At 56.7% G+C, this 13120-nt stretch carries 16 protein-coding genes; 9 read left to right on the top strand and 7 right to left on the bottom strand.

Translation table 11 applies throughout. The features are described 5' to 3' along the window. Positions 1 to 31 precede the first annotated feature (31 nt). Positions 32 to 745: a uroporphyrinogen-III synthase gene (locus ACR0AW_RS17350; protein ID WP_170733777.1), complete on the bottom strand. Its 714-nt coding sequence runs from the start codon at positions 743 to 745 to the stop codon at positions 32 to 34. A 97-nt stretch (positions 746 to 842) separates the two neighbouring features. Here ACR0AW_RS17350 and tsaD point away from each other — a divergent pair, with 97 nt between their 5' ends. Genes tsaD through ACR0AW_RS17330 form a run of 4 tightly spaced genes read left to right on the top strand, consistent with a single transcriptional unit; the run spans position 843 to position 3592 of the window. Beyond that, complete coding sequence (tsaD, locus tag ACR0AW_RS17345; protein ID WP_170733776.1) at positions 843 to 1940, top strand: tRNA (adenosine(37)-N6)-threonylcarbamoyltransferase complex transferase subunit TsaD; 1098 nt, start codon at positions 843 to 845, stop codon at positions 1938 to 1940. Beyond that, the gene (locus ACR0AW_RS17340; RefSeq protein ID WP_170733775.1) at positions 1937 to 2899 is read left to right on the top strand and encodes an NAD(P)H-dependent glycerol-3-phosphate dehydrogenase; all 963 of its coding nucleotides are present in this window, start codon (positions 1937 to 1939) and stop codon (positions 2897 to 2899) included. Before tsaD ends, ACR0AW_RS17340 begins: the two co-directional genes overlap by 4 nt. Position 2900: 1 nt before the next feature. Further along, positions 2901 to 3170, top strand: a complete 270-nt coding sequence (locus tag ACR0AW_RS17335) for a YciI family protein (RefSeq protein ID WP_170397914.1) — start codon at positions 2901 to 2903, stop codon at positions 3168 to 3170. Continuing rightward, a complete protein-coding gene (locus ACR0AW_RS17330) occupies positions 3170 to 3592 on the top strand; it encodes an EVE domain-containing protein (RefSeq protein WP_170397911.1) in 423 nt (140 codons plus the stop codon). Before ACR0AW_RS17335 ends, ACR0AW_RS17330 begins: the two co-directional genes overlap by 1 nt. A 222-nt stretch (positions 3593 to 3814) precedes the next feature. Here ACR0AW_RS17330 and ACR0AW_RS17325 read toward each other — a convergent pair whose 3' ends face one another. Beyond that, positions 3815 to 4156, bottom strand: coding sequence for a DUF2853 family protein (locus tag ACR0AW_RS17325; protein ID WP_170397892.1), 342 nt, complete (start codon positions 4154 to 4156; stop codon positions 3815 to 3817). Positions 4157 to 4347: 191 nt separating this feature from the next. On the opposite strand from ACR0AW_RS17325, the gene ACR0AW_RS17320 reads away from it, so the two are divergent. Beyond that, on the top strand, positions 4348 to 4995 hold the full coding sequence (locus tag ACR0AW_RS17320; RefSeq protein WP_170733774.1) for a DUF899 family protein: 648 nt from the start codon (positions 4348 to 4350) through the stop codon (positions 4993 to 4995). A 4-nt stretch (positions 4996 to 4999) separates the two neighbouring features. Here ACR0AW_RS17320 and ACR0AW_RS17315 read toward each other — a convergent pair whose 3' ends face one another. The 3 genes from ACR0AW_RS17315 to ACR0AW_RS17305 all read right to left on the bottom strand — a co-directional run bounded on the left by ACR0AW_RS17315 (position 5000) and on the right by ACR0AW_RS17305 (position 7569). Further along, on the bottom strand, positions 5000 to 5677 hold the full coding sequence (locus ACR0AW_RS17315) for an extensin-like domain-containing protein (protein ID WP_480776505.1): 678 nt from the start codon (positions 5675 to 5677) through the stop codon (positions 5000 to 5002). Between the two features lie 85 nt (positions 5678 to 5762). Then, on the bottom strand, positions 5763 to 7151 hold the full coding sequence (ahcY, locus tag ACR0AW_RS17310) for an adenosylhomocysteinase (RefSeq protein WP_170733772.1): 1389 nt from the start codon (positions 7149 to 7151) through the stop codon (positions 5763 to 5765). Positions 7152 to 7254: 103 nt separating this feature from the next. Beyond that, positions 7255 to 7569, bottom strand: a complete 315-nt coding sequence (locus tag ACR0AW_RS17305) for a hypothetical protein (RefSeq protein WP_170397881.1) — start codon at positions 7567 to 7569, stop codon at positions 7255 to 7257. Positions 7570 to 7775: 206 nt separating this feature from the next. Here ACR0AW_RS17305 and ACR0AW_RS17300 point away from each other — a divergent pair, with 206 nt between their 5' ends. The 3 genes from ACR0AW_RS17300 to ACR0AW_RS17290 all read left to right on the top strand — a co-directional run bounded on the left by ACR0AW_RS17300 (position 7776) and on the right by ACR0AW_RS17290 (position 10287). Next, positions 7776 to 8369: an HD domain-containing protein gene (locus tag ACR0AW_RS17300; protein ID WP_170733771.1), complete on the top strand. Its 594-nt coding sequence runs from the start codon at positions 7776 to 7778 to the stop codon at positions 8367 to 8369. 209 nt (positions 8370 to 8578) lie between these two features. Continuing rightward, the gene (locus ACR0AW_RS17295) at positions 8579 to 9268 is read left to right on the top strand and encodes an FkbM family methyltransferase (RefSeq protein ID WP_480444291.1); all 690 of its coding nucleotides are present in this window, start codon (positions 8579 to 8581) and stop codon (positions 9266 to 9268) included. 53 nt (positions 9269 to 9321) lie between these two features. Beyond that, complete coding sequence (locus ACR0AW_RS17290; RefSeq protein WP_170733769.1) at positions 9322 to 10287, top strand: glycosyltransferase family 2 protein; 966 nt, start codon at positions 9322 to 9324, stop codon at positions 10285 to 10287. Between the two features lie 47 nt (positions 10288 to 10334). Here the strand turns inward: ACR0AW_RS17290 and ACR0AW_RS17285 are convergent, their stop codons facing one another. Next, positions 10335 to 10889 carry an ActR/PrrA/RegA family redox response regulator transcription factor gene (locus ACR0AW_RS17285; RefSeq protein ID WP_039542641.1) on the bottom strand — a complete coding sequence of 185 codons (555 nt, stop codon included), beginning with the start codon at positions 10887 to 10889 and terminating at the stop codon, positions 10335 to 10337. Positions 10890 to 10976: 87 nt separating this feature from the next. After that, positions 10977 to 11594, bottom strand: coding sequence for an SCO family protein (locus tag ACR0AW_RS17280; RefSeq protein ID WP_170733768.1), 618 nt, complete (start codon positions 11592 to 11594; stop codon positions 10977 to 10979). Positions 11595 to 11686: 92 nt separating this feature from the next. Here ACR0AW_RS17280 and regB point away from each other — a divergent pair, with 92 nt between their 5' ends. Further along, complete coding sequence (regB, locus tag ACR0AW_RS17275; protein ID WP_170397866.1) at positions 11687 to 13078, top strand: sensor histidine kinase RegB; 1392 nt, start codon at positions 11687 to 11689, stop codon at positions 13076 to 13078. Positions 13079 to 13120 lie beyond the last annotated feature (42 nt).

The raw sequence follows: 13120 nt of genomic DNA, 5'->3' as shown, positions 1-13120 counted from the left end.
CCAAAACACATGAACAACAGACTAACCCAAGTTAATCTGCACCCGGCGCGCTCTCAACCCGCATCACGTGTTTCACGAGTTTTTTCACGGCTTTCTGCATTTTGTCCGGGGTCGGTTCATCCGCGATCTTCAGCCGCTCGAAACTCAGTGTTTTAAGGGGTTCCGCTGTGGCTTCGCTGATCGCGGCCAGCCACAGAGGCGCAGATCCGGCCCAGACATCGGCAAATTGTCGCGCTGTGCGGGGTGAAAATAGCGGGGCGATGATGGGCTGATCACCCTCGGCGGCGTGGGAAGCCTCATCACTCAGCGGCAGAAGTTGCTGTCGATAAATCGGCTGTTCTCGGGTGGTCAGCCCGGATTCAGTCAAACGCGCGGCCACGTTGCCACGGCTGTGTTCTCCGCGCAGATGCAGCAGCGGGCTGTTTGGCTTGAGTTTCAGCAGATTGGCCACCAGCCCTTCGGCCGTCGCACCCAGCATCTGAGCATCCCACCCTGCCGCCTGCGCTGCCTGCGTGGTCACCGGACCAACGCAATAGGCGGGCAGGCTGCGTTCCACATTCAATACGGCGGCGGCGTTCACGCCATTTGCCGAGGAAAAGATCAGTCCAGCAGAATCATCGGACTCAACCATGACACCCAGCGGTTCGATCTTTAACAAGGGTGAATGGATAACCGCGACTTGCGGCCGAATGTGGTCCGGCAGTTGCGCAACGAACCTGTCCGAGGCGGCGCGAGGGCGGGTCATCAACAAATACAACGGTCGGCGCCTTCGGCCTTGGGATTGTTTGCATCCGCGCGGGGTGATACCCCGCTTGGCAATCATGATGCAACGGATCAGGCCTATGGTGCAAACACTTACCGTCCTTGGACTGGAAAGCAGCTGCGACGATACCGCAGCCGCCGTTGTGCGGCAGGGCACAGGCGTAGCGGCCGAGATCCTGTCATCCGTGGTGCATGGCCAGACTGAGTTGCACAGCGCCTATGGTGGCGTTGTGCCTGAGATCGCAGCGCGTGCGCATGCGGAAAAGCTGGATATTTGCATCAAACAGGCTCTAACACACGCCGAAATTGGCTTAGATGATCTGGACGCTATCGCTGTCACCGCCGGTCCCGGCTTAATTGGCGGCGTAATATCCGGCGTGATGTGCGCAAAGGGCCTAAGCGCAGCAACCGGGTTGCCGCTAATCGGGGTGAACCATTTGGCCGGGCACGCGCTGACACCAAGACTGACCGACGAGATTGCTTTTCCCTACCTGATGCTGCTGGTCTCGGGTGGTCACTGCCAATATCTGATCGCTCATGGACCGGAACAGTTCACCCGCCTTGGGGGGACGATCGACGATGCCCCCGGAGAAGCCTTTGACAAGACCGCCCGTCTGTTGGGTCTGCCGCAACCCGGTGGCCCCTCGGTCGAGGCTGAGGCGCGCGCGGGTGATGCCAAACGTTTCCGCTTTCCCCGGCCCCTTCTGGATCGCCCCGGATGTGACCTGTCTTTTTCGGGACTCAAGACCGCGCTGATGCGGATGCGGGATAAGGTCGTAGCCGAAAAAGGGGGGCTGACCCGACAAGATCGCGCTGATCTGTGTGCCGGTTTTCAGCAGGCTATTGTTGATACCTTAGCTGAGAAAACCCGCCGCGCGATTGCCCAGTATCTTGAGACATCACCGTCAGAACCGGTTATTGCCGTTGCCGGAGGTGTCGCAGCAAATTCCGCTATTCGCACAGCATTAGAGACTGTTTCTGCGGAAATGGGCGCCCGATTTACTGCCCCTCCGCTGGCTTTGTGCACTGATAATGCCGCAATGATCGCCTATGCGGGTATGGAACGATTCCGCACCGGTGCACGAGATGGGTTGGACCTGACGGCGCGGCCCCGCTGGCCCTTGGATCAAACCAGCCCTGCAATGCTGGGTAGCGGCAAAAAAGGGGCCAAGGCATGAGCGTGGCCGTCCTTGGTTCTGGCGCATTTGGAACCGCTCTGGCGATATCTTTGGCGGGCAATGGGCCTGTAACTCTCTGGTCACGAGATGCCGAGCAAGCAGCGCAGATGCGGCACGGGCGCGAGAACCCGCGACGATTGCCGGGCGTTACACTGCCCGCCAGTGTTTCAGTGACAGCTGAATTTGAACAAGCGGCGCAATCCGATGTGTTGTTACTGGCCGTCCCAATGCAAAAGCTGCGCGATGCGTTGACGCAATATACCGGCGAACTGGGTGGCAAGGTTTTGGTGGCTTGCTGCAAGGGGATCGAACTGTCCACGGGGCTGGGTCCCGTTGCAGTCATCCGTCAAACCGTTCCGGACGCACTTCCGGCCTTGCTGACTGGCCCCAGCTTTGCCGATGATATCGCGCGCGGTTTGCCTACGGCGTTGACGCTGGCTTGTGATGATGCCGAACTGGGTGAAGCGCTTCAGCAAGAGCTGACAACTGCCAATCTGCGTCTTTATCGTACCGCCGATACCATCGGGGCAGAGCTAGGTGGAGCGCTAAAGAATGTGATGGCTATTGGTTGCGGCGCGGCCATTGGTGCAGGGCTTGGCGATAGCGCCCGCGCTGCGTTGATCACGCGCGGATTTGCCGAGATGCAGCGCTTTGCCGCCCAGCGCGGGGCACGGCCCGATACGCTGATGGGGCTATCGGGGCTGGGTGATCTGGTTCTAACCTGCTCATCCGAATTGTCGCGAAACTATCGTTTTGGCCTTTGTTTGGGTCTAAACAAGCCATTTGACACCACGACAACCGTCGAAGGTGTCGCCACTGCGCAGGCCATGTCCGAAATCGCAGCGAGCGAAGGGTTAGACATGCCCATCAGCGCAACGGTGGCGAAACTCAGCAGCGGTGCCTACAGTGTCACCGACGCGATTCAGGCCCTGCTGGGTCGCCCACTCAAGGAGGAATAATATGCTCATCGCCCTGATCGCCCGGGATAAAGCTGGTGCCCTACAGACCCGGCTGGACAACCGCACCGCCCATCTGGCTTACATTGAAGAAACCGGTGTTGTGGCGCAGGCCGGGCCGTTACTGGACGGCGATGCGATGATCGGATCGCTGGTCATTCTGGATGTCGAGAATCTGGCCGCCGCTGAGGCCTGGGCCGCAAATGACCCCTACGCGCTGGCCGACCTGTTCGACTCGGTTGAATTGATCCCGTGGAAAAAGGTCATCGGCTGATGGCGTATTGGCTGTTCAAATCCGAACCCTCGACCTGGAGCTGGGATCAGCAGGTCGGCAAGGGGGACGCGGGCGAGGAATGGGATGGGGTGCGCAACTACCAGGCCCGCAATTTCATGCGTCAGATGCAGATTGGTGACCGGGGTTTTTTCTACCACTCGCAAAAGGACAAGGAGATTGTCGGCATTGTCGAAGTCTGTGCCGAGGCCCATCCCGACAGCACAACCGATGATGAGCGTTGGGAATGCGTGGATATCAAAGCCGTCCGGTCTTTCACAATTCCGGTCAAACTGGATCAGATCAAGGCGGATGAGCGTTTGGGTGAAATGGTTCTGGTCAAGAATTCACGCCTTTCAGTGCAGCCGGTCAGCGATACAGAATGGCAGTTGATCTGCGCTTTGGGCGAGACAGAGGCGGATTGAATGAAAAGGGAAGGCCCTGACGACTTCAGAACCTTCCCTACCCCGCGTGCTCCCAAGCTCACCACACGCATACGGAAATCTATTGGTTCTGACCGTCCTGGTCATGACCTGACCTTAGCCGATTTCAGAACCGCGCTTCAAACGCCAAGTATTTAGAGTTTCAATCAAATACAAAACACCCGCCGGTAAGACCGACGGGTGCTGAAATGGTTCTTGGCTGGATCAGCTATAGACCGATTCTTTGCCGAAATGCTTGGTCAGCATGTAATAGACGACAGCGCGGTACTTGTTACGCTCGGACATGCCATAGGTCTCCATGGCCTTGTTGATCCCTTCCATCAGTTCGGGACCATCCGACAGGCCCAGCTTTTTGATGAGGAAGTTGTTCTTGACCGTCTCAAGCTCGCCTTCCTGGCTGGCCGCCACTGTCGACGCATCCGCGTCATAGATCGCCGGACCGCAACCGATGGTGACCTTGGTCAGCAGGTCCATATCGGGGTCCATCCCGCATTTGCCTTTTAGATCTTCAGCGTATTTGGCGATCAATTCGTCGCGTTTGCCCATGTCCCAATCTCCTTAATCCATTGTCACGGAACTTTTTACCGATGCACGAGAGACTAGCCTTGTCGGCGGAATTCCCAAAAGGGAAAAATCACAAGGTTTCCCCCTAGGCTGAACTTCGCGGGACTCGGTGATTTGATTTTTTCTGATTTATTATTTAACATTTTTGTTAATTATGATTCCCGGAGGTCCCCATGCCCGTAAGGTTACCGAATGAAACCACCGAATATCGGTCAGCTCGTAATGCACTTCTATCCGCCGAGCGGGACCTGAGAGCAAAGGTTGAAGAGGTCGCTGCCTTGCGCCGTTCTCTGCCAACAGGAGGCAAAACCCCTAACGATTATGCGTTCCGAGATCTGGCAGGCGAGGGTGCGCCTATGTCGTCGCTGTTTGGCGATAAGGATACGCTGATTATCTATTCGCTGATGTACGGACCCGACGCGGAACGCCCCTGCCCTATGTGTTCGGCGTTTCTGGATGGGCTGAACTCTCAGGTTCATCATCTGAAGCAGAACGCCTCGGTCGCCGTGGTGGCGCAGAATACGCCCGAAAAACTCTCGGCGCTCAAGGATGAGATGGGTTGGAATGCGCTGCCGCTCTACTCAGCATTAGGGACGAATTACCAACGTGACTATCTGGCCGAGACCGACGGGGGTGATCAGCTTCCCATCCTGAATGTCTTTCAACAGCTCCCTGATGGCATTCATCACTTCTGGAGTTCCGAGCTGTTCTTTGAACCCAGCGATTGGCATCCCCGGCACGTGGATGCGGCTTGGCCACTGTGGAATGTTCTGGATTTCACGCCACAGGGCCGCGGCGATTTTATCCCACCTCTACGCTGAGGTACTATCGGCAGTAGCCCCAGCCGGGCCCCTGCAGGTGGAAGTGATCGGCATGTAAGCGGTTGTAGTCAGGGCCAAGCACCACGCGGAACCAGTCACAGGCTCCGCGCCATATCTGGCGCAGAAAATCGGCCTCGGGCCCGTCAGCGTCCCAGTCAGCCAGCAGGTTCAAGCTGCGCCCGTCCGAGAGATCCACTCCGACGATGTCGATCGCGTCCGCAGTGGCGTGACTGCTCCAACCATTGTCTTGTCCTTGCGCGGTCCGCATCCGGCGGCAGTTATAGCTGCCGATCTGGCGCATTCTGCTGACGGAAGTCCCCAGTAGTTGCTGCGCAGCGGGTTGCACAACATGGTGTTCCCACATGACAAGCCGCAAAGTTGTGGCACACCGGGTCTCGACTGCAGTGACGCGGGCGTTCACCAGACCGGACAACCGGCCGCGTCCCTCGATTCCGCAATTCTGGTCCACCACCAGATCGTCCAGCGGATCAAACCGAGCTCCAGCCTCGGCCAAGGCTGCACGGCATAAAGCGTCATCCGCCAGTGCGCGGTTCAACTGGTAGGGAGTGACCGGAGTCACTGGCGCGGTCACGGTCAGATCACGCAGCGGGTTCCAGTGCGGGGGTACAGGCGTATTGGGATGGGCAAGCAGCCACCAAACGCCGCCGCCCAACAAGGTCAACAGCGTTAAGAGGCCGAAAAGAAAAGACGCCGCCGAAAGCAGGATTCGGCAGCGTCTGGAAGGCTTGGTCATGCGTCTTTCGCACTTAGTAGCGGTAGTGTTCCGGCTTGTATGGGCCTTCGGGTTTTACGCCGATATAGGCCGCCTGATCGCTGTCCATCTGGGTCAGCTTAACGCCGATCCGGTCCAGATGAAGACGGGCAACTTTTTCGTCCAGATGCTTGGGCAGGATGTAGACTTCGTTCTTGTATTCATCGCCTTTGGTGAACAGCTCGATCTGGGCCAGGACTTGGTTGGTGAAAGAGGCCGACATCACGAACGAGGGGTGACCGGTGGCGTTGCCAAGGTTCAGCAAGCGACCTTCGGACAGCAGGATAATGCGGTTGCCCGAGGGCATCTCGATCATGTCCACCTGTTCCTTGATGTTGGTCCATTTGTGGTTCTTCAGGCTGGCCACCTGAATTTCGTTGTCGAAATGGCCGATGTTGCCGACGATCGCCATGTCCTTCATCTCGCGCATATGCTCGATGCGGATCACGTCCTTGTTGCCGGTGGTGGTGATGAAGATATCCGCGTTTGCGACTTCGTCTTCCAGCAGGGTGACTTCGAACCCGTCCATGGCCGCTTGCAGCGCGCAAATCGGGTCGACCTCGGTCACTTTCACGCGGGCGCCTGCGCCACGCAGCGAAGCCGCCGATCCTTTGCCCACGTCACCATAGCCGCAGACCACGGCAACCTTACCGGCCATCATGGTGTCGGTGGCGCGGCGAATACCGTCTACCAGCGATTCCTTGCAGCCGTATTTGTTGTCGAACTTCGACTTGGTGACCGAGTCGTTCACGTTGATCGCCGGGAACGGCAGGTGGCCATCTTTCACCAGCTGATACAGGCGGTTTACACCGGTGGTGGTTTCTTCAGAGACGCCTTGGATCTGGTCGCGCATTTTGGTGAACCAGCCCGGAGACGCGGCCATGCGCTTGGCGATCTGCTTCTTGATCACCTCTTCCTCTTCCGAACCCGGAACAGGGATAATGTCCTCTCCTGCCTCGGCACGTGCACCCAGCAGGATGTACAGCGTCGCGTCGCCGCCATCGTCCAGGATCATGTTGGGGCCTTCGTCGAACAGGAAGGATTTGTCCAGATAATCCCAATGCTCTTCCAGCGTCTGGCCCTTGATGGCGAAAACGGGAATACCAGCCTCGGCAATCGCCGCCGCCGCGTGGTCCTGCGTCGAGAAGATGTTGCACGACGCCCAGCGTACATCCGCGCCCAGCGCCACCAGCGTTTCGATCAGAACGGCGGTTTGGATGGTCATATGCAGCGAACCGACGATCCGCGCGCCTTTCAGCGGCTTGCTTTCGCCATATTCGGCGCGCAGGGACATCAGGCCCGGCATTTCCGTTTCAGCGATATTCAGCTCTTTGCGGCCAAACTCGGCCATTGAAATGTCTTTAACGATATAGTCCCCGGCCATCAGGTACTCCACTCCGGCAATTCACAGTCCGAAGTGCCACTAGCATCCCTTGCGGGATGAGGCAATGAAGATGGCCGGAAACAGGAAGTCTGGTGACAAAATATCAGCTTGGCGTACCCTCTGCCTTGATTTTGGGGATCGCTTCAAAAAAATCAGTGCCAACGGCGACAATACAACTCATGCCGTTCGCCTGGGTCACCAAAACGGTATAACTTCCCGTTTCCTTCGAGGTCCAAACCTCCATGACCGTCTGCCCGCCACGTGATTTCTGAAGACCGCCAAAGGTTAATTCCTCGGAGTAATTGTCTTGCAGTTTGGTAATCACGTGCTCGCGCTCTGCGCAGTTCTGGGCAAAGGCGGGTGGCGCGGTTGCGGCCATTCCGAAGGTCAGGGTTATTGCAAACAAACGCTTGAACATAGCAAGCTCCTTTCGATACGAGTTTCGTTTCGAGAGGGCGCAACTGGGAGGAGTCAGCACCCCCCTCAGTCCTTGATGTCGGGATCGTATCGCGCAGGTTCAAAGCACGAATGCTCAAGAAATTGTTGGCAGCATGTGATCCAGACAGATACATCATACCACAAGAACGCGAATTGAACGTGTCCCAGTTCACAAGGCATGGTAAAATGGCAACACAACCCAGAGCGTGGCAAAGAATGCTGTCGGGCCGTCGGCTGGATTTGCTGGACCCGACACCCGTGGATATCGAGATCGAAGATATCGCGCACGGGCTGGCCTTTGTGGCGCGGTGGAACGGTCAGACCAACGGGGATTTTGCCTATTCCGTTGCCGAGCATTCCTTGCTGGTGGAAGAGCTTTTTGGCCGCATCGCACCAAATGCACCGACGAAATGGCGATTGGCGGCACTGTTACACGATGCCCCCGAATATGTGATTGGTGACATGATCTCTCCGGTGAAATCCGCCGTTGGCCCGGATTATGGTGATTTAGACGACCGGCTGGCTGCTGCGATTCATATACGTTTTGGGTTGCCCGCCGTGGTACCAAAAACAGTGAAACGCCAGATCAAGAAGGCGGACAAGATCAGCGCCTGGATGGAGGCGACGCGGATCGCGGGTTTTTCTGATACCGAAGCATCAAAGTTCTTTGGTCGCCCGGACAAGGCAATATTAGAGGGGTTGCAGATCAAACTGCGTCCCCCGATTGAGGTGCGGCAGGCCTATACCGCGCGGCATAAGGAACTGTTGGGCAGCATTTAGGTCGCCAATAGATCAGCGGCACAGCGTGTGCTAATTTTCCGCTAAAACAAGACCATAATCGGACGCAGGTTCAGATGAGCGACGCAGACAGCCAGATACCGGTCACGAACGCGCAGATGGAATGTGCCAACGCGTGTTTACGTGAAGCGTACAATCTGACAGGCCGAGGGCGGGTGCGCAATCTGATCCGAAAGTCACTGCTGCCACAGTTGATCGCCTACCGGGGCATTCGAATCCACCTGCACCCTTATGACAATTTCAGCGAATTCTCTCTTTGGCAGAAGGGCCGGTCCCCGGAAGAGCTTGAGCTGAATTGGCTGAAAGAAAGCTTTGCGGGGAAGACTCTCAAGGTTTTGGATATCGGGGCAAATTTTGGTCTGTATTCACTTTTCTTGTCGTCAATTCTTAGCCCGGACTCTCGGATTCATGCGTTTGAGCCTAATCCGACACTGGCCGAACGCCTCAGCAATAATTGCTCTCTGAACGGATTTGGCAACGTGGAGCTGAACACTTTCGCGATCGCGGGCGAAACTGGTGAAGCGACGCTTATTATAGAAAAGCGGGGCGACACGGCCACCAATCTTGGTCAGGCGCGCTTGGCAAACGACCCAGCGTATCTGGAGCTATCAAAATACGATACGATTGAGGTGCAGACCCGAACACTGCTTGAGCTTACACATCTGCATGATGCCGATTTTGCCAAGCTTGATGTTGAAGGGCACGAGCCGAACATTCTTATGCCTTTTCTTGAAAGCGCAGAAGATGCAGCGCTTCCCCAATATCTACAGCTGGAAACCGTGAATCTTGGTGATAGCGCCGAACGCCTGTTTGCCTCACTTTCCGATCGTGGCTATGAAAATGCCTTTCAAACTCAACGTAATATCATCTTCAGAAGATAGGCCGTGCAAGGGAGAACCGCGATCATGATCAAACCCACTCAGGCCAAGCCGATATGAAGGTCGGGCTGTTCTCCTGCGCCAAGGATGAAGGGCCGTTTATACTTGAGTGGATCGCGTATCATCTGCTGGTCGGGTTTGATCCTATTCTGATTTACAGCAATGACTCGACAGACGGCACCGCCGAGCTGCTTGATGCGCTGGATAACAACGGGGTTATTTCCCATGTTCTGCAAGGGCTTAAACCCGGGCAAGTACCACAGCATACAGCGGCAGAAACGGCCTATGCGCATCCTTCGCTTAACGATGCCGATTGGCTGATGTGGCTTGATAGCGATGAGTTTCTTTTCTGTGCAAACGATGAAAATCAGGTCGCAGGTCTCGTCGAACGCTGTTCCGGTTTCGCCGAGGGCATCGCCGTGAATTGGTTGATCTTCGGAAATGGGGGCAACGACAAGTGGGAACCGGGGCTGGTCACGCAACGATTCCTAAAGCGTGCCGATACAGATCATAATTTGCATCGCTACTTCAAAACGCTTTTTCGAAAGTCTGATAAAATACAGGGGTTTGGCCTCCACCGACCCCACTTGCAGCCAGACTTTCGGAACGATGGATCGCAATTTGTAAATGCTACGGGCCTGCCGATGCACGAACACATGTATCGTACGGGATCACGGCGAAGACATGCGCTGGGCGCCGCGCCCGAGCATCTGTCTACACACGATTGGGCTGCTGTCATTCACTACCCGGTGAAAACGCGAGACAGTTTCGCGCTCAAGCGGCAGCGCGGGCAAGGCACGAAAGCGACAGATGCACCCAACCGGTCCAGCCGGTTTCGTGAAAGGTATTGGAACAAGTACAACCAGAACAGCGTTGTGGATGATCGAATGCTGGCGATGGGTGGCAAGCTACAGGCAAAGGTTGATGAGTTGCTGTTATTGCCTAAAGTTGGGTGCGCGCACTCTGCCTGCCTTAAGAATTACGCGCTGAGGCTCCAAACTCAGGCTCAACCCGCGCCCTGAAAGTCGTTTGGAACGGCCCGGGAAAACACACTATTGAGTTTACGGGTCTACCTTGGGCTACGCTTCGCCAGAATCCGCTGCAACGTCCGGCGGTGCATGTTCAACCGGCGCGCGGTTTCCGAGACGTTCCGGTCGCACAGCTCATAAACGCGCTGGATATGTTCCCAGCGGACGCGGTCGGCGCTCATGGGGTTTTCCGGCGGCGGGGGCAGTTCGTCGCCCTTGGCCAACAGAGCGTTGGTGATGTCAGTGGCGTCGGCGGGTTTGGACAGATAGTCGGTTGCACCAATTTTGACCGCCGCAACGGCGGTGGCGATGGCGCCATAACCGGTCAGAACCACAACCCGGCTGTCGGGGCGTTTTTCGCGCAGCACTTCAACCACGTCCAGTCCATTGCCATCTTCAAGTCGCAGATCAACCACGGCATAGGCAGGTGGGCGGGCTGTGGAAATGGCGCGGCCTGCGGCGACGGAACCCGCGGTTTCAACCTCGAATCCGCGTTTTTCCATGGCCTTGGCCAGACGTCTCAGAAACGGCTCGTCATCATCTACCAGCAGCAGCGATTTGTCGGGGCCGATTTCAAGCTGGGAACTGTCTGCCATATGTGGGTCTTTCCGCTATTTCATGCCTCTTGGCTTAAACATGAGTAATAGCAGCGCCATTCCAAAGGTCAAACCGACTGTTGAGGATCAGGCCTGATCAAGAAAGCAGCCAATCTTGTCCGCCATCTGCTCGGCCGTTTCATCGCGTTTGAAAAATTCCAGAAACCCGTCCTCGGGCGTCATCAGATAGGTAAAGGTCGAGTGGTCGACCAAATAATACTCATCGCTTTTGTCTTGGGCCTTGTAATAGGTCTTGTACGCCTTGCTGGCCGCCTTGATCTGCTCGGGCGATCCGGTCAGGCCAATCATGCGTTCATGCAGGTTGAATGCGAAATCGCCCACAACCTCGGGGGTATCGCGATCCGGGTCTATCGAGATGAACAACGGCGTCACCGACTGACCGCGCTCTGCCAGCAAATCGATCGTGTCGACATTGCGCGACATGTCAAAGGGGCAAACATCCGGGCAGAAGGTATAACCGAAGTAGACAAGCGTGGGCTCGGTGATCACATCCTTGTCGGTTACCGTCTCACCCTTGGCGTTAAGCAGTTCGAACGGCCCGCCGATCGCCGCGCTCCCGCCCGCGATCTGAGACGAGCGGCACTGAGCGAATTTGTCGTCCGCGCCGCCCCGCGTCAACAGCCACATGGCGCCAAGACCAATTGCAAGAACAACAGTTGCGAGAATAGCATAAAGACGAACCATGGCGCGTATCCTGATACGAAAGGGGATGTTGATCGATTCTGCCGGGACACCTATCAACATGTCGGACCGACGCAATAGGACATAATCGACAGATGACGAATTCCAACACCAGTCTTTGGCGTGGGCAGGAGCGCAGTACCTGGATCAGGCTGCGCACGCTGATCCTGCTGCGATGGGTCGCCATTATCGGCCAGTTTACGGCCATCACGGTTGCACAGAAATATTACGACGTTCAGCTTGAGCTGGCATTGTGTTATTTCGTCATCGGCATTTCGGTGATGGGTAACCTCACGGCCATTCTGTTGTTTCCCGAAAACAAGCGCTTGTCGGAATTCGAGAACTTCCTGATGGTGCTGTTCGATCTGCTGCAGCTGTCGATCCTGTTGTATCTGACGGGGGGGCTAAACAACCCGTTTGCGCTGCTGTTGCTGGGTCCGGTGACGATTTCTGCAAATGTAATGAGCACCCGCTCGACCCTGATCATCGGCAGCGTTGCGGTGATCCTGACCACGTTGCTGGCGCAATTCCACCTCCCGCTGAGAACCAATCTGGGGTTGGTGCTGGATATCCCCGATATTTTGCTGTTCGGAAACTGGGCGGCGATTATCATCGCCATCGTTTTCATCGGCGCCTATTCGCACCGCATCAGTTCCGAAGTTCAATCGATGTCCGAAGCGCTCTCGGCCACCCATATGGCGCTGGCGCGCGAGCAAAAGCTGACTGATCTTGGTGGTGTGGTGGCCGCCGCCGCGCATGAGTTGGGTACGCCGCTGGCTACGATCAAGCTGGCCAGTTCAGAACTGATCGAAGAGCTGGACGACCGGCCTGAGCTGATGGAGGACGCAGCCTTGATCCGCGAACAGGCTGACCGCTGCCGCGACATCCTGCGCGATATGGGCCGAGCTGGGAAAGATGACTTGCACCTGCGTCAGGCGCCTCTGTCCACCGTGATCCATGAAGCGGCAGAGCCACATATCAATCGTGGTAAAGTGGTGCATTTCGACGAAGGACCAGTTGCGGATGGCGATGTGCAGCAGCCCTCGATCCTGCGCAAGCCCGAGATCATTCACGGGCTGCGCAACCTGATCCAGAACGCAGTGGATTTTGCCCAGTCGACGGTCTGGGTCGAAGCTGAATGGACCTCTGACCGGATCAGCGTTTCGATCATGGATGATGGGCGCGGCTACCCCTCCCACATCATTGGTCGGATTGGTGACCCATTCATGCGCCGCCGCCGCGCCGATCGCAGTAGTCGGCCGGAATACGAAGGCATGGGGCTGGGTCTGTTCATCGCCAAAACCCTGCTGGAACGCAGCGGTGCCGAACTGAGCTTCGCCAATGGCGCGGACCCTTATCAGACCCTGACTGACCAACCGGACCGCAGGGGGGCGATCGTCAATGTCGTTTGGCCGCGCAAGCTGATCGACGCGCAAACCGGGGACACTCCGGTTCCCTCGGGCGCCAACCAACCGTTCCAGATCTGAGTTAAGACCCCGTTAACCATTGTTGTTCATATAGATTCAAAC

It is taken from the genome of Ruegeria sp. C5, from assembly GCF_056537605.1.
The sequence above is the reverse complement of the archived record's forward strand: the minus strand, read 5'-3'. Positions and strand labels throughout refer to the sequence as shown.